The 17517-nt window shown below is 51.8% G+C and carries 12 protein-coding genes; 9 read left to right on the forward strand and 3 right to left on the reverse strand.

The window, feature by feature from the left end:
• Window positions 1-1109: ATP-binding domain-containing protein (locus OXG10_04975; protein MCY3826716.1), on the forward strand; the 1109-nt coding region annotated here is incomplete at its 5' end.
• Window positions 1110-1177: 68 nt separating this feature from the next.
• On the opposite strand, the gene OXG10_04980 is transcribed toward OXG10_04975, so the two are convergent.
• Window positions 1178-1402, reverse strand: a complete 225-nt coding sequence (locus OXG10_04980) for a hypothetical protein (protein ID MCY3826717.1) — start codon at window positions 1400-1402, stop codon at window positions 1178-1180.
• A gap of 75 nt (window positions 1403-1477) precedes the next feature.
• On the opposite strand from OXG10_04980, the gene OXG10_04985 reads away from it, so the two are divergent.
• The gene (locus OXG10_04985) at window positions 1478-1750 is read left to right on the forward strand and encodes a hypothetical protein (protein ID MCY3826718.1); all 273 of its coding nucleotides are present in this window, start codon (window positions 1478-1480) and stop codon (window positions 1748-1750) included.
• Window positions 1751-2125, forward strand: a complete 375-nt coding sequence (locus OXG10_04990) for a hypothetical protein (GenBank protein MCY3826719.1) — start codon at window positions 1751-1753, stop codon at window positions 2123-2125.
• A 324-nt stretch (window positions 2126-2449) separates the two neighbouring features.
• On the opposite strand, the gene OXG10_04995 is transcribed toward OXG10_04990, so the two are convergent.
• Entirely contained in the window at window positions 2450-2818 is a 369-nt protein-coding gene (locus OXG10_04995; protein ID MCY3826720.1) for a glycosyltransferase, read from the reverse strand.
• A 165-nt stretch (window positions 2819-2983) separates the two neighbouring features.
• Here OXG10_04995 and OXG10_05000 point away from each other — a divergent pair, with 165 nt between their 5' ends.
• Window positions 2984-3343: a hypothetical protein gene (locus tag OXG10_05000; GenBank protein ID MCY3826721.1), complete on the forward strand. Its 360-nt coding sequence runs from the start codon at window positions 2984-2986 to the stop codon at window positions 3341-3343.
• A gap of 6 nt (window positions 3344-3349) precedes the next feature.
• A complete protein-coding gene (locus OXG10_05005) occupies window positions 3350-3763 on the forward strand; it encodes a type II toxin-antitoxin system VapC family toxin (protein MCY3826722.1) in 414 nt (137 codons plus the stop codon).
• Window positions 3764-4124: 361 nt separating this feature from the next.
• Here OXG10_05005 and OXG10_05010 read toward each other — a convergent pair whose 3' ends face one another.
• Window positions 4125-5333, reverse strand: coding sequence for a glycosyltransferase family 4 protein (locus tag OXG10_05010; GenBank protein MCY3826723.1), 1209 nt, complete (start codon window positions 5331-5333; stop codon window positions 4125-4127).
• Between the two features lie 314 nt (window positions 5334-5647).
• Here OXG10_05010 and OXG10_05015 point away from each other — a divergent pair, with 314 nt between their 5' ends.
• The 4 genes from OXG10_05015 to OXG10_05030 form a co-directional block, all read left to right on the forward strand.
• Window positions 5648-9649: an NERD domain-containing protein gene (locus OXG10_05015; protein ID MCY3826724.1), complete on the forward strand. Its 4002-nt coding sequence runs from the start codon at window positions 5648-5650 to the stop codon at window positions 9647-9649.
• On the forward strand, window positions 9646-11466 hold the full coding sequence (locus OXG10_05020; GenBank protein MCY3826725.1) for a hypothetical protein: 1821 nt from the start codon (window positions 9646-9648) through the stop codon (window positions 11464-11466). The genes OXG10_05015 and OXG10_05020 overlap by 4 nt, the downstream gene beginning before the upstream one ends.
• Window positions 11453-16459, forward strand: coding sequence for an ATP-binding protein (locus tag OXG10_05025; GenBank protein MCY3826726.1), 5007 nt, complete (start codon window positions 11453-11455; stop codon window positions 16457-16459). Before OXG10_05020 ends, OXG10_05025 begins: the two co-directional genes overlap by 14 nt.
• A gap of 83 nt (window positions 16460-16542) precedes the next feature.
• Window positions 16543-17517 (forward strand): hypothetical protein (locus tag OXG10_05030; GenBank protein ID MCY3826727.1); only part of this gene is annotated, 975 nt, incomplete at its 3' end.

The following is a 17517-nucleotide window of genomic DNA, read 5'->3' on the forward strand; positions in this document are numbered from 1 at the left end:
TTACCGAGGAACAGTACGAAATAATAGACCAGCTTGAAGACAATCCGCGCTGCCTGTTCGAAGGTGCCGCGGGAACCGGAAAGACCCTGCTTGCCCTTGAATTTTCGCGGCGCACGGAGCTTGCCGGGAAAAGAGTGCTCCTTGTCTGCTACAACCAGCTGCTGAGCCAGCGCTTCGGGGAATGGGCAGAAGGTACCGGCATCACGGCCGGCACGTTTCACGGAGTCGTGGAGAGCCTCGTAATAAGCAGTAGGTGGAAACAGGAATTCCTCGAAAGAAAAAGCGAACTTGGGGATGATCAGAAAAAACTGTTTGGAGAAGTATACCCTTTCTACGGGGAGATGGCCCTTGAGGAACTCGGTCCGCAGTTTGACCTGTTGGTTATGGATGAGGCGCAGGACCTCTGCAGAAAGGAGGTTCTTGAGGTTCTTGACGGCGCGATACGCGGGGGACTGTCAGGCGGGCGCTGGGCGATTTTCGGCGACTTCTCCCGCCAGAACATCTATAACCACGACGAGAACAAAAATCCTCTCGACGCCCTCGGGGAGTACTGCCGGCATCCCGCGCGCAGCAGGCTTACGCGCAACTGCAGAAACACCAGGCGTATCGCGGAAGAGACATGTCTTCTTTCAGGGTTCGAGAACCAGCCTTCGCGCTTGGCGGAAAACCAGGGGCCGCCCGTGGAATACGAGTACTGGAGGACTTCAGCCGACTTTCTCGGTCTCATTGAAAAGAAAATAAGGGGGCTGCTCCAAGGGGGAGTTTCCCTTGAGGACATAGTGATTCTCTCTCCGAGGCGCCTTCAGTCCTCAGAGCTAGCCGACGTGAAGAGGGTATGCGGATTTCTCATTGAAGACGCTTCCCGCAGCCTTGACGCGATGAGGAAGAAAAAGGTCGTGAAATTCTCCACCATCCATTCCTTCAAAGGGCTTGAGAGCCGCGTCGTAATAGTGGTGGACATTGAAGAAGTGCGCGGAAGCCGGGCGCAGTCCCTTCTTTACGTGTCGATGTCGAGAGCAAAGAGCCTGCTGATACTGATAATAAACGAGCAGGCAAGAAAATCGATTGACGTGATAAGGGAATCAAGAGGTAGAACCGTCTCCGTGTAGGTCCCGGAATCAGGACGCGGTACCACCCGGCGCCGCTTCGGCCGCGCTTATTGTTTTCTCCACCTTTTTCAGGATGAGCGGATTTCCGTGTTAATCAATTCCCTGCAGGTCCCGTCCCAGAATAAAGCTTTTGCGATATTGGCAATCGCAGTGCGCCGCTTTTGGCCATTGACAAGATAAAGAATGACTGTTTTCCAGTTCCTGTTGAAAAATTCATCCCGGTCTTCAACTGAAATCTTAAGGTTGTGCCTGTCGTTTTTCCAGCCCGTTGCGGGAAAACTTCTCCGGCTCATAAGCAAAATGCCTCCTTTTTGAACAAAACTGATACTTGCATTATATTAATATGAGTATTTATAAAAGAGATTCTCATGCTGAAAGAGGAAATTCTTGCTCAAATAAGACAATATCTTGTCTCAAATCAGGATGGCGATGACATGTCGCAAATTGACACGCGTGCACTGGAAAGAGGCGAGTTGATAAGATTAGAATTGAAGCCGGGTGAATCTCTTGAATATATTGATCAGATCAGAAGAGAAGGCACGATTTCCAATGTTAAAATAATTGATGCCGGAACCTTTGGCGACGCATATGACAATAATTCCAAATTAGTAATTTACTGGGTGGACAAGAGGCAGCATTAAATGACAGAACAAACCACCGAAATAGATCTCAAAGAAGAAGTTGTAAGGGTTATCGGTTACCGGGAAGACGGCTTGTGGTATGCCCTCGGACTGGAAGTCAGCATCTTGGGACATGGGGAGACTTTTCAAGAAGCCGTGAACCTGCTTGAGGAACTTATTCAGGAACAGATAGAGTTCTGCAACGAAAACGCCATGTCGTATCATTGCCGCTCTGAGGAAAAATACTTTCAGCTGTATGAAGAACTGAAAAACAGAGAATCGCAAACCGAGAGGGCGAGATCCGACGAATCTATTGCCTATTCATTCCCTACTGAAAATCAACGACCGAAGATAGATCAATTGTCCATTCATCGTTTGGGCACCCTTTCAAGATAAAGTTCATGTCCAGTTCCAAGGTTTATTCCTATCATGAACTTGTCAAAAAGATTTTAGATTACGACAGTCGATTTGAAATCAGATACGGAGGGAAACATCCAAAAATCTATCATCCGGATGTAGATGGCAGCAAAAAATCCTTTCCTGTTCCTTTTCACGGAAAAAACAAAGCCATCCCCAAGGGTTACTATAAAGAAATAATAAGGCGATTCAATTTGCCGAGTGATTTTTTCGATTGACACAGAAGTAGTCAAAAATACTACTGCACAGAAAAGATATACTACCAAGCACCAAGAATGTCCGTTGAGGTTAACCTCAAGCGAATTAGACAAAAGCCCCGCAAGCGCCACCAATTATCCTCTCCACCCTCTTCTCCCAGGTGTACTCCGCCGCCCCCGCCCGGGCATCTTCCGAAATCCGAGCGCAAAGTTCCGAATCAGCAAGCACGAGATCAAGCGCCCGAATAATCGCCTCTGCGTCATCAGGAGGAGTTACAACCGAGTTCTCTCCCGGCCTCAGTATCTCAAGAACCGACGGAACCCCGGTCGCGACAATGGGTTTCCCGGCGGCCATATACTCGAAAAGCTTAAGCGGAGAAGTGAACTTCCCGGCCTCCGTCCCGTCCCTTATAGTTACCCTGGACGAATAGGGCATGACCAGGAAGTCAGATGCAGGTAGATAGGAAGAAATCATTTGGGAGGCGGAAAATTTCATGCACAAACGTGACAGAGCGCCTTGACAACAAGTTAGTGTTTGTTTATTCTAAACACACACTAACTATAAAGGAGCTTTTAAATGTCTAAATATGAACCTCTGACTACGTACCTGCATGGGCAGAAGCCGCGGATGTCAATACCCATGACATTTGAAGAAATCGAAAGAATCATCGGAACTAAACTGCCGCAGTCGGCATCTAGACATCGGGCATGGTGGTCCAACAATTCTACAAATAACGTCATGACCGACGCTTGGCTCAAAGCGGGCTACAAGACAAGGAATGTTGACATGGAAGACCGCAAACTGGTGTTCGAAAAATCCGGCCAAGCCGAATCATCTCCTCAGACCGGCGATAAGGAATTAGCCCCTGGGAAGATTTTCAATGAAGCCGACCCCGATTTTTTCCTGTACATTTCCGGCTCCCTAAAGGGCTCGGTTACAATCTCACCGGGCGTGGACCTGACCTCGCCTGTCGGCGAGCAATGGGATGTCACGGGATGATCGACCATGTCTGATTTTCTGCTTGATACATGTGCGGTTATCTGGGTCGCGAACAATGATGATTTACGGGAACCCGCCTTGAGCGAACTGCCCGAAGCATGTGCTCTTGGCAGCCGACTCTTTGTTTCACCTATGACTGCGTGGGAGATCGCCATGCTTGCGGCAAAAGAAAAAATTGCTCTCACCAACAGCCCCGACATCTGGTTCGAGCAATTCTGCGAACGGCCGGGAGTGGCGGGGGCGGGGGTGTCGGCGTCAGTTCTGATTGCGTCCACTATTCTTCCCGGAACACCACCGTCCGACCCGGTAGACCGCATACTTGCTGCGACGGCACGGGAGTTCGGATACACTCTGGTAACGCGCGACGAGCGTCTGCTGGAGTACGGCGCCAAAGGTCACATCAAAGTTATAGGATGCTGAGTCTGACTTACATGAAGAAGGTATTAGCTAGCTGAACAAGGTCACTCAGTGTAAAAGTTGTCAACATATCCAAAAATACGGGAGTGGGTATTAAAAGAATACGGCTTGAAGTTGCATAGCGGTGGTTGCCACATTGCCCATTGCAAGGAGTTAGCCAAGCTTATTCCTCGTAATAGCGAGCGAAAACATTTATGCCCCAAACATCATCGTAAACCAATCTTTGCTGCATTTCGCTACTGCAAGATGATTTAGCACTTTCCACTTGACTCGGCAAGCTCTTGGGGAACTTATCTAAGTCTCTCGCGCTGTTCCCAAAGAAATGGCGATGAGGAAGTCGCACAGGCTTACGAGCCAAGGATTTCTACAACTGCGACGTTGCTCCGTTTGGCTCTCTTGCATCTATGGACCTACGGCACGAAGACATAACACCAGCCATCCCAATTATCCTCTCCACCCTCTTCTCCCAGGTGTACTCCGCCGCCCCCGCCCGGGCATCTTCCGAAATCCGAGCGCAAAGTTCCGAATCAGCAAGCACGAGATCAAGCGCCCGAATAATCGCCTCTGCGTCATCAGGAGGAGTTACAACCGAGTTCTCTCCCGGCCTCAGTATCTCAAGAACCGACGGAACCCCGGTCGCGACAATGGGTTTCCCGGCGGCCATATACTCGAAAAGCTTAAGCGGAGAAGTGAACTTCCCGGCCTCCGTCCCGTCCCTTATAGTTACCTTGGACGAATAGGGCATGACTAGGACATCAGAGGCAAGAAGGTAAGAGGGCACTTCCCGTTGTCGCACAAATCCCTCTATTCTGAGATTTGCCGATCCCTCCTGCCTCGCCATCTCGCGCCAGAGCGCATTGTCCCTCTTCCTGCCTCCGACAATGAGAAACTCGACCTCGGGCATCTGCGCCGCGGCGCGCGCCAGGATCTCAAGCCCCCTTCCCCTGTAAGTGTTCCCGCAGTAGCATACTATTTTTCTCTTGAGCGGAAGACCGAGGCGCTCCCGAAGCGAGGAAATGTCATGTTCTCCCTCGAACGCCTCCCGTTCGAAGCCGTTTGGCGCCACTATGGGATTTTGCCCCGTCATCCCGAGGCAGAAGTATATGTCGTGCAGTCCGCGTGAGTTAAAGGACATCCCGAGCAGGCTCTTCGAGCGGGAAAAAGAAGCTATTATTCTTTCTGCCGCCCAGTTAACAGGAGGGTGATGAGCGTCGTAGACCGTCGGAACCCCGAAAACCTTGGTCGCGAACCAGGCGAAGACAAGATCCCTTGTGAGCACGAGATCAAAATTTTCTTTTTTTCCGCAAGCGTAAAGAGAGCTTAAAAAACCGTGAAGCGGCCGCCTGGCAAGCCCGCCCGAAAGCGCAATCGAGGTTACGCGAAAAGGAGTCCTGATGCCGTAATATGAAAAAAGCTTCTCCTTGTTAACCCGCCCCGGCAGAACGCACTCAACCTCGATTCCAAGGTTGGCCATCGCCTGGCACATCTTGAGCATGTGAACGGCACTTGCCCCTTCTGTAAAAAGCGGGTGGCTTCCAACGTAAAGCACCCTCAGTCCTTCATATTTTTTCATCTGAGCTTAAATTTTTTCTCACTCGGCTTGGTTAGTCCCCCAGTTGAACCGTACAGGAGAATAAATGCTCATCCAAAGAGTAAGACCAGAACGTAAAACCTGTAAAGATTAGAGGATACTTTTCCAAAACTCCTATCTTCTCCACGGAAAATGTAATCATCCTCGCCACACCTTTCGAGAATACCCCCTACTTCATCGTGAATGGAGTTTTTCCTGTTAGCAATGGAAGCAGTACCTTCGCAGGTAATATCATTGAATTCAGTGGACATTGAAGTATTATAGATGGTTTAGACCACTCAATCAAAAGACAAGAAATGAAGATAACGCACTTTCCATGCGGACCCGCTAGCAACGAGAGCGAGCTAAAGGCATTTAGCCGTATCGAAAACCAGTTGCGCTCAATGGAGGGGCAGGAAGAATGGGTATTGCTGACGAACCTCGCCTTTTCCGTTACCCACCAGCTTCAGTCAGATGAAATTGACATTGTTCTGATCGGCACTCAGGGGGTCCACGTAATAGAGGTAAAACACTGGACATACAGATGGGTCAGGGACAACAGGGATATAGTGGAACAGGAAGCAGAAAAAGTAGCAAACAAGGCCCGCAAGATCGGAACAACTCTCCGTAAGGTCGTTGAGAATCTGCAGTTTGTGGAAGGAACATTCCTGCTTACTCAGGAACGTTCAAAGGTGGAACAACTGGAAGGTGAAAATGTGCGCGGGGTTAAGTTCCATACTCTTAAGAACTGGAAAGAAATCCTTTCTCCCCAATCCTCCGCGATACTGTCCGGCCAGCAGATAGAAACGTTGAGCCGTTTGCTGGAACCGAAAAGCGGCGTTGCGTTGGACGGGTCGCTAAGACGCCTCGCCGGCTACGTCAATCTGGAACTCCAGAGCCCGAAAGAGGAATGTTTCCATCGCGTATACACAGGAATTCACTCCTCCCGCAAGGACAGAGCAATCCTGCATCTCTACGATCTTTCGGCGGGCAGGGGAAAAGACCCTGAGACGAAGGCCCGAAGAGAATTTGACGCTCTTTTGCGTTTGCAGGTACACACATGGGCGCCGCGAATTCTCGACTCCTATCAGGATGCTCCCGGTTACGCGGGTGAGATGCACTTTTTCACCATAGCTAACCCCGCCGCCCCGACCATAGAAAAACGCGGAGATGATGAGTCGTGGGACATCCGCGCGCGGATTAATTTCTCCCTGAGCGCCGTCCGAGCTCTCAAGGATTTGCACGAAGCCGGAACGGATGAGGAACCGATGCTTCACCGTAATCTCAATGTTGGGAACATTCTTGTAAAACACGACAATTCTCCTATCTTTACCGGCTTTAGACTCTCAAAAATCCCCCTAGACATGAGCATCGCAGGCGATGTGTCCAAGACAGCCGAAGTAGATCAGTGGGCGGCCCCTGAGGTAAATGCGGGTGGCATTGCGGCAGCAGATAGAACCTCAGACGTGTATTCTCTCTGCGCATGCCTGAACATGCTATTCGGGAAAGGAAACGACAACTTAAGCCGCCAAGCCGCGGACATACTCGAAAAAGGTTTCAGAGAAGAACGCGAGGCACGCGCCGACCTCTCAGATATTGAAGGACTGCTTTCCGAACTTCTCGGGAAACCACATCCTTCCGCTCCGCCCTCTCCTCCTCCCGCGCGGTTCTGGACTGAAGACCAGATGGTGCCCTTCGGGAATCAGAAATATCGGATAGTCTCGCGGCTAGGTTCCGGCGGAACGGGGACAGCTTTCAAGGTGGTGGAAATCGACCAAGCCAGCGGCCAAGACATGGGAACATATGTGGGCAAGGTCGTGCACGATTCCGATACAGGCAGAAGGGTCTGCGAGTCTTACCGTCTCGCGCGCTCTCATCTTGGTCGTCAGGTCACGCTTTCGACAATTTTCGAAGTCGCTCCAGAGTGGAGAGAAAACGGGTTTGTCGCACTCATGAAATGGGTTGAAGGATCAGCTCTCGGCGACTTCACCGGAGTATTTCAGTTGCTGACCGAAGACCAGCAGGAAAGTTCGGAAGAAGCGCTGGCTCTGAGGTGGATCAGGTCGGTATGCGAAGGTCTGAACACGCTACACCGAAACGGACTTGTTCATGGCGATGTCAGTCCCAGAAACATGATCGTTTCGGGAAGCGACATAGTTCTGACTGACTATGATTTCGTAACCGCTATTGGCAAGCCGGCTACCCAAGGCGGCACTGCTTTGTACAGCCCACCGTCCCTGAAAGACCGAAAGGCTTCGGCGTCCGAGGATATCTACTCCCTCGCTTCCAGTTTTTTTCACGTAATGTTTGAAAAAGAACCGTTTATTCATGACGGCGTTTTAAAGAAAGAACGCGGACTTAACTGGAAAGGAATAAATCGCGCGGAGTATCCGGTTTTATCAGACTTTCTTGACAAGGCGACGCATCCTGACCCGAAACAGCGTTTCGGATCGGTTTCAGATGCTATGAACGCAATTAAACCAGTCGCGGAAAAAGAAGAAGTCAGAGAACCCGAGAGAACAGATGCTCCCAAGAAAAAAGAACCGCCTGAACTCGCAAGGAACCGGGTGCCGTGGCTTCAGTCTCTTCTGGAATCATATCCGGGGTCGAAGTGGGGAAACCGTGAAACCCGAGGACTTGACTCGGATTTCGCGAACCGTACATACGTTGCGACAGAACTCGAGGAAACGCTCTACGACGACATAGAGAACCGGAGGGTAAGCCTCGTCGTTCTCTGCGGAAATGCGGGAGATGGAAAAACCGCTCTGCTACAATCTCTGTCCGCCAAGCTCGGTTCCAAGAGACAGGACTCACTCAATCGCATAATTCAGTTGGAAACGAACGACGGCCTCATAGTGCGCATGAACCTCGATGGTTCCGCGGCATGGAAAGAAAAATCCGCGGATGAACTTCTGGACGAATTTCTCGAACCTTTCAGGGAAGGTCACCCCGACGAAGACATAGTCCATCTGCTGGCGATAAATGACGGACGTCTTCTTGAGTGGGCGGAGAGAGAGGAAACGCATCTTACCGCGGCGCTTTGCGAGCTCCTGGAAAACGGGGGCGAGGTAGATCAGTCTCACATACGATTCATAAATCTTAACCGGCGTTCCCTCGTGGGGGACATCTCCGAGAATGGAAACCGGATCAAGACCGATTTTCTGGAAGATCTTATCGACAAGCTCTATGGAGGAGAAGATGCCGCCGAAACATGGAAGCCCTGTCTGACCTGCGTCGCGCAGCAACGCTGCGAAGTTTTCCGGGCAGCGAAAGTGTTCGGGCCGGACACGCTTGCTGGGACAGAACCCACTGAAATCCGTAACCGCGCACGCAAACGGCTGTTTGAGGCATTGCAGTCTATTCACCTGCGGGGAGAGACTCAGGTTACGATTCGGGAGCTTCGCGCAACGCTGGTCTACATTCTGTTCGGAATCCGGTTCTGCGACGAATATCATAACGGTGCGGACGAACCCGCGTTTCCGTATTGGGACCGCGCATTTTCCCCCGATTCCCCGAGGCGTCAGGGTGAACTGCTCCGCGATATGATTCATTTTGATCCAGGTCTTGACTCCCACCCGAAAATAGATCGTCATCTGCTACGCACCCGTTCGGCGGAGAACACAGAGGCGGCTCCTCATTATCAGGGTCTGAGCAGAGAATCCGCCCGGCGCAGAGCGTACTTCGAGTGGACGGAACAGCACATTGAGGATATCGCGGGCGAAAGCGACGCTCTCGGTCTGACACAGGGACGTCATCTAAACCATTTCCGTGAAATTCCACTGAACGATCCACGACTGCATCAACAGGTGCTGTGTGAGCGGCTTTGCAAAGGGATATCACGCCTCGAAGATCTGCCTCCTCAGGCGTTTGACCGACCAGGAGCGGTACCTCTGCGAATTACTCCGAGAACCCCGACGGAGACCGCGTTCTGGGTGGAAAAACCTCTGGAGTCTTTCAGGCTGGAAGCCGACATTCAGACCGAGGCGAACGGCTTCGGCCAACTGCACCGCCACGCTTTCCTGATTTACAGTTACCGCGACGGAAAAGAAGAAAAATTGCGTCTGGGAGCTGAGCTTTTCCATCGCCTTTTGGAACTGGGGGACGGTTATCAGCTTGGCGACGTATCAACTGACGACACCTTCGCACACCTGTCAATCTTCGTGCAGCGTCTGGTCCGCGAGGATGAGCGAGAACTTTACGCGTGGAACCCCATGCAGGAAGAGCATGGCTACGAAATATCGACAGTCGCAGAAGATTCAGGAAACCAGACACTGCAAACGATAAGAATTCGCCCTGTAAAACAAGGAGAATCCGAATGACAACCGCTCGCACCATCGTTGACGAAGTTCTCTCCCGCGGCATGACACGGGATATATGGACAGGCAATTACGACAAAGTTCTACCCGTAACGCTTCAAGGCTTTGAACTCTCAGCGATCCTTCCCGCGGTGTTCTACATGTTTCGCTTCGGAGAACGCAGAGGGAAAGGAAAATTCCTAGAGACTTTTAGTTCAGGAGGAAGATCTTCGAGAGAACGGAAGAAAGCGGCCACGGTAAAGCGGATAGCGCGAGACTTTTCAGAAAGTGTGAAATTCGCAGGATTCTCCGGCGAAACCGAAAAGGCGATTCTGGGCGACATACTTCTCTGCTTTTGTCTTGAAAACGCAAGACACGCACTCGGAAGAGAAGAGCAGATCCAACGCGTAGCGCCTACTCATTACATGTCAAGCTGGGTGGACCTTCCAGAAAAGGTAGCTGATCTCCGCCTCGTACCCGAAATGATAGTAGCCATGCTGGCGAGTCAGGAAGCCGAATATATAGAGCAGAGTGCCGATGCGGATCGCACATGGTTTCCCGTTGGAAACGGTTACGAAAAAAATGTACTGATGCGCGCATTCAGCCAGGGAGTCAAACTTCATGGTGAACTCGCAAGCCGCACTTCTGACCGGTTTGACGAAGAAAACTACTCCGTGGGTCTTGATCAGTTGATCATGATCCGCCTCGCGCAGAAGCTGAAACAGGCGCCTGACAGACTGCGGGGAGGCGGAGAAGGAGAAAAAATCTCGAATCAGCGTCCGATCTCGGAGCGGGCGGCCAATGAATTCTCTGAGGACATCCGCCGATTCGTGCGCTCATACGCAAACGTAATTCCGCGCTACGCGTTTGTGGAACTGTTAGAATCCTGCGTCTCGATCGGCATGACAACCATTCTTACAAGCACCGTCAATATTCTTTTTGACTGGGCGGAAAAAGGAGAAATCGCAAAAAGCAGCGACCAGAAACCTGCGGCCCTTTTTGTAGACTGCTCAAACGGAGTCAACATCCGTCTGAGATCACTGGCCGAGCAGTCGATGGACGACTTCATGCGTCGTATAGAGCGATTTTGCGTCGTGCTGATGGGACTGCGGCTGCTGGATTACGGAGCTCGCTACGACCGCAAGATAAGGAAGCTTCAAATCCCGACCAAGCCCCGCGCCAACGCATGGCTTGACATGCTGGGCGACCTGCTTCACAAACGGCGACCGGAGGCGCAACAGATAATCTACAACCTGGAGCAGAAAGCCGAAGAACTGGCGGATCATCTTGAAGAAGGTTACGCTGAAGCCGCTCACGTACTTAGAAACACCGAGAGCGAGCCCAACCCGGTCTGGAGACTCGCGGAATCTCTTACCCTTCTCCAGTCCCGGAAAAACACTACGGCCAACTTCGTGAAGATGATTGAATCGGCTCTGCTCGTCGGTCGTCCGAACGGCCTTGCGTCAAAGAGATCCGTAACACGTAAAACGGAGGGAACCGGAAAGGGGAAACGACGGGAAGTGCGCTCTCTGGTCTTTACCGACCCAGTTCTTGACTATCTGGTACACAGGCACGCGCTGCCAAGCGGCGGCAGATTCGGCAGGCGCACGCTCCCGCTCGGAGAATTTATCCGCACCGTCCGCGAACGCTACGGACTGCTGATTGATTCGCCTCCTGAAGGAATGACGATCTCCAATGATCTTCTCATGGCGAACAGGGCCATCCTTGAACGCCGACTGCGCGACCTCGGTCTTCTGATCGGCGTTAACGATGCCGAAGCCATGAAACGTCTCAGTCCGCGTTTTGAACCGCATACGGAGAATACAAATGAAGTGGACTGACATTCACGGACCCACCCTCGGACAGGCTTTTGAAAATATACTGGGTTCCGCAGAACCCGGTACCGTGGCTTTTGTTCGATGCCTTACGCCTGACGTAACAAAAAACCTTGCCGCAGATTTCTTGTTCACCCCGGAAGGCTGGAAAGTAAAACGGGTAGCGGATAATGACGACGATGAAACCCGGACAGTCACCGCAGACCGCGCCGTCGAGATACGTGAAACAAAAGCGGATGCCACGCTTTTTCTGGTCGATACAGATCTTGCGGGAGCCGGCATGGACGGGATATACAGCGCCGCTCGCGAGGTTGATGAAAACGGTCTTTTTGACGAAGCAATCCGTCTAGCTGGAGCAGAGGTGACACGCCGAATATCCGGAAAGGAACGCAGGTACGCGGAAAATGCCATAAGGAAATCCCAGACCTACGGCAGACGTTTCGGTGTATCACCGTGGACAAAATTTGATTTCCTGTGCCAAGTGGCAGCCAGCGGTCGGCATCCCGGAGAGCATCTCCACCTGCTCGGACTGTGGCCGGTTAAAAAAACCGGGGAAACGAGACCCGATGACGGAGAGCTCAATGAATCGCGTATGTTTGTCATCAGACTGCTTGAAACCCCTGTAGCGGGATTCACTCCGGCAAAACGGATCGAAACCCTAAGGCTGCTGCAGCCATCGGAGCGACAAAACGGGGATCTGGAAAGATTTCTCCGCGCGGCCGCGGCAAAACCGCTGCTTGACGCTCTGGAAGAACTTGCCGACAAAGAGCATCTCTGGATAAACGCTCTGCGTATTGAGGAAGCGGCGCAGTCCATTCAGGAAATTGAGCTTGTGCCCTGGAGGACCGGAAACGACAAAATCAGCAAGTGGTCGGGGCTTGCGGGAGGCAATGATCCGGAACACCCGCCAGAACTGATTCTGGATCCGGATGCGGAGCACACAGGCCACTACGCGAAGCTTGAGATAAGGTGGAAAGCGCATCCCCAGAATCTGGAAAAAGGCGCGGCGGAATACATTGTGTCCATAGAAACAGCAATGGAGACGCTTTGCTCGCAACAGGTTGCGCACTCCGCGAAAAGAGAAGAAAAATGCCGTTTCAGCGACGACGACTTTTTTCTGAGTGAGGACGCATTCATACCCGCCAAGGTAATAGTTTCCGTTGCAGGCAAGGAAGAAATCGAACCTCAGGAAAGCGAAGAGTTCATAATCCGCTTCGGCAAACCGGAATCAAAAGAGCAAGGAGGAGTCGGGAAAAAGATCAGAACTTTCAGCGAAGGACTCATTGAGCTTGACGACTGGGACATGGTTTCTGATATCGCCTCTTCAACTGACCGCATCTCTTCGGACTCAAAGGGTTTTCTGCTGCTGAGACCTCCGCAGCGAGGCAAGAGCTTCCGGGTTTTCCGACCACCTCTCATAAAAGAACTGGAAGAACAGTGGTGTCATTCAAAGGGAACTCCCGGACGCTGGCAGGTGAAGGTACGCGAATCAGGCACTCCGGCGGGAAAACCAAAATTTCTGAGCTTTCCCTCTTCAGCAAATGATCCTGAGTGGAATCGCGCGGCAACCGCGAGCAAAAAAATGGCCGAGAGGGTTTTCGCGCGAAGCTGCGTCGGACAGGTATACGACGAGAAATCAAGAACTTTCGAGACGGCAAAAGAATATCTGCTCGCCTGGTCTGCGCTGCTTGATAAGGGATATCCCAAGCTTGCGCTTGTAAACACAGTAGAGGTGCAGTCGCTTTCAGGCAGAACAATCGGACTTATAGTCCTGCCGAACCACCCGCTTCGCGTCGCCTGGCTTGCGGCCTACGACAACCTGGTTCTTAACGCTGCCTTTACCGAGCAGGAAGACCCAAAGAATATCCGGGAGGAATTGTCTCTGCTCGACGGGGCGATGTTTCCGGCATTCCTTCCGGGAACAGAAACAGGAACATCTTTTGTCTTCGCCGACATGCTGGGTTTTCACGCCGTCGGAATGGTTCCGGACGGCAGCAAAGAGCCGAAAGCCGCAGTAGCCATTCTGGCGCAAGCCTTGGGGGGAAGCGAAATGGCGAACGCGGCCCCTACGGTGGGAGAACAGAGCGCCGAAGTTCTCGGGAAAGAGATACTTAAATATATTGACTGCCATGACACTTCGAGACTGCTTCATATACACGCGCTGAGGGCGGGCGACGGTCTTACGGTGGCACGGGCGCTGGGGTCCGTTCACCACAAGCACCAAAACGCCTCGGACGAAGAAGAAGCGGACGAAGGGACATCCACGCTTCAGGGTTTCGCTCTTGAACTCTACCCGTCGTCCGAACAGGGCACGGTCGCAGGACGTTTTATCGCCCAGGCGCGGGAAAAACGCAGGAGCGGGGCCGGTACGATATCCGCCGACGATCATTGGATGCTTGAATCACTGAGCCTGCCGGGGGGGATAAGCCTCCCGAAGCTCCGCTGGGCTCGAAAAGACTCCATGGTTCCGGACACCGCGGCTCATATTGCCGTAGCGTTTGACACGTTTGAGTCTCACGTAGGAACAGAACCCGCCGGAACGGAGCGCGCCTCAAGACCTCTGTTTGCGTTCGGACTTCTGTCTTTCTTCGACAAAACCTATGAGGTCTCCCCTTCTCCGGTGTGGCGAAGCTCCGTTCCTCTCTCAAGCGGGGGAGAAAAACATCCCTCTGAGCGGTCGCACACGGAAAGGCTTGTACGTCTGCAGGAGGCCGTGCATAAGCTTGTGGCCGAGAACATAAAAACCGGAGAAACGTTTCCGGTGCTGAAAACGGAAATATCGGGCGAAAAAGCGCAGAGCCTTGAGAAGCTTCACAGCAGATGCGACTGGGTCATCACACTTGACCGCAACGCCGGAATCGAATACTTTGACTCGCCTCGGGACAACAGAAAGATCTACGACTCTTACGTAATCGACTGCGTCCCAGAGCGCGAAGACCTGGGATGCCTACAGTTGATAACATCCACAAGTAACCTTGACGAAGTCCGAAACCTTCTTGACGACGCTCTGGACCGTATGGGGCTCAGCCGGAGCAGGAAAAACGCGGAATTTCTTTTTGAAAACCTAAAAGCCCTGAGCGGACGGCTCGCCATCCGCTTCACCGGACAGAAGGCTCCGACCTCGGAACTCATAGCTCTCAGTCTCTGCCACGCCAGTTGCGCCCGGCACCCGCTTGAGCGCGAAGACTGCTGGATGTCTCTTGAAAAAGGCTTCTTTATCCCAGCCGACGACATTCTTGATCTGTTCCCTCGGGTACTCACGGGCGGGGGCGACGGGAACGAAAACCGGTCGCGCTCCGACATCATCTATGTATCGGCGGAAAAAAAGGGGCTTTGTTTCTGCTTTATCGAAGTCAAATACAGGAAGCATCTGCGCACGGCAAGAACGCCCGCGCTTCTTAACGAAATTCGAAACCAGACTGAATCCCTGCGGAAGCGATGGGACAAGTGGTATGACCACAGTAACCTCTGCGGAACATTCAGGGCAGTGCGCAGGGCCAAGCTCGCCCGCGTACTGCGCTTCTACGCGGACAAGGCACACCGGCACTGCCTGCCCGGAGAACGGTACGAGGCCATCCTCGCCGAAATAGACGACATGATCGAAAACGGCGGCGATTACTCCTTCGTGAAACCCGAAAGAGGCGACCGAGGATGGGTGTTCTGCCCGGAGTACGCGGGAGATGCCCCCTCGGAAATCTCTCCCGACGGATGGAACACCCGAGTGTTTCTGTTCGGCCCAAGATTGATGCCCGACTCGGACTTCCATCGGGAGCGGATAAGACCTTCCTCTGAAGCAAACTTCTCGCACGAAGAATCATCGGCAGAGGCCAAGCGGGATGAAGCGAAAAATTCAAAACCGCAGAAGCAATCCGCGAAGATTCAGGACGAAGAAAAACCCGGGAATTCGGGAACCTCCGAACCGGAGTCCAGACAATCCGGATCTGTCCCGCCCCTTATCACCCTGGGGACGGACACGCTTACCGAAGCAAAAGTCTCATGGCCGCTTGCCATTAAGGGGAACCCCCATCTCCTGATAGCCGGATTGCCGGGAATGGGCAAGACCACCTGCCTTCTTAATCTCTGCCGACAGATGATTGGGGCGAACGTGAGACCAATTATCTTTTCCTATCACCTGGATCTGGACGAGAAACTCTCCGAGCTGGTTCCGTCAGTCCGCTTCATTGATTTTAACGGTCTTGACTTCAACCCTCTCGAAATTCTTGACAGATCATCTCCGATGGCTTATCTCGATGTCGCGGGAGCACTCAGGGATATCTTCATGGCAATTTTTCCAGATCTTGGAGACATACAGGGAGAACGCATACGCGGAGCCATAAGGGACAGTTTCGTAGAAGCGGGATGGGGCAACCAGGATGTTCCGGACGCGGAAATCGAGGAACCGGCATTCAAACGTTTCGTAGAGATTCTCAAGTCCGAATCCAAACCCGACAAGGGTCTTCGCACACTGCTCGCCCGCCTAGGCGAACTTGACGACTACGGCTTTTTCGACCTTCGCGAAAGCCGCGAAAGCCTCTGGGGCGGCGAGCGGCCGACGGTTATCCGCATTCACGCGACGCAGAACGATAACCTGCAGAAGGCTTTCGCCTCGCTTGTGTTCTACAGGATTTACAAGGACATGTTCCGAAGAGGAACCCAGAACCGCATAACGCATGCCGTTATATTTGACGAAGCGCACAGGGCCGCCGGAATGAAACTCATTCCCACCATGGCGAAGGAATGCCGCAAGTTCGGCATATCGCTGGTTCTGGCATCTCAGGAGGCAAAGGATTTCAATTCGTCGGTCTTTTCGGCCATAGCGAACTATCTGGTTCTGCGGCTTACCGAAACGGACGCGAAGATAATGATCCGCAACGTGGCAAGTTCCCAGCAAGAAAGAATGCTGGCAGACAAGGTGAAGCAGATGGAAAGGTTCAAGGCGTTTTTCTTCAGGGAAGGCAGAAATAGACCTTTTCCCGTTGATCTTCTCTCATCTGAATGAAGCAGGTCAGATTGTATATGCAGAAAAGACAGAAATCAAAAGCACCCCGCGTTAAATAAGATTGGGATTCGGAGCAACGGAAAATGAACGGAACGGAAATCTGTCCTATATGGGGCACTAAAGCAGAAGTCCAGAGCGAGCGCAAAGAACAAACACTTGTTGTTGATTCTCCACGCACGGGAGGCAAATATTGCATAACCGCAGAAGCAAAGGCACTTGTGGAACGACTTGACGACAGGGAAAAAGCGCGCCTGACATCCTGGCTCGTCAAACAGAGGTCTCTGGGTATTGAATGTCCAAAGATAGAGGATAAAACGGTCAGCAATGAGGAATACGATCAACCTCTCAGTCGCTCAGAGAGAATGAACAGACTGCTTAAACATATAGAGCAAAACGGAGCAAGGGGAACTTTAAAAAAACCGGCAAGAATTTTCTCTCGGGATAGGTCGCCTGAAGTTGTGCACACTCAACCGGACTATCTAAAGATCCTCGCGGTCTCTGAGTCAACAAGCAGAGAAGAACTTTTAGACTTGCTGGATTCCATGCGGGAAAAAGAGTGGGTAAAAGATCCATTGAGGGAATATACGGGAGGAGAATTTCCCAAGAGTGGTTCAGTAAGTATAACCGCAAAAGGACATGAATATCTTGAAGGGTTAAGAAAAGTAACACCGAATTCCTCGCAAGCGTTCGTCGCCATGTGGTTTGACAAATCTATGTCAGAAACATGGGAAAAAGGCATAAAACCCGCAATTAGAAACTCAGGGCATGAACCTTTTCGCATTGATGAACCTAAAGATGTCATCAAAATTGATGATCGGATTATAGCCGAAATCAAACGTTCTAGATTTCTTGTCGCGGACTTCACTCACGGTAGAGACGGTGCTAGAGGAAACGTTTATTACGAGGCAGGATTTGCACAGGGACTCGAAATACCCGTTATTTTCACTTGCCGTAAAGACTTAATAGACAAAGTGCATTTTGACATTCGCCAGTATTATCATAAAAAAAAAAAAAAAACAATCTTAAAGATTTACAAAGAAATCTGGAAGACCGTATTT

This window comes from Candidatus Dadabacteria bacterium (assembly GCA_026706695.1).
Lineage (GTDB): Bacteria > Desulfobacterota_D > UBA1144 > Nemesobacterales > Nemesobacteraceae > Nemesobacter.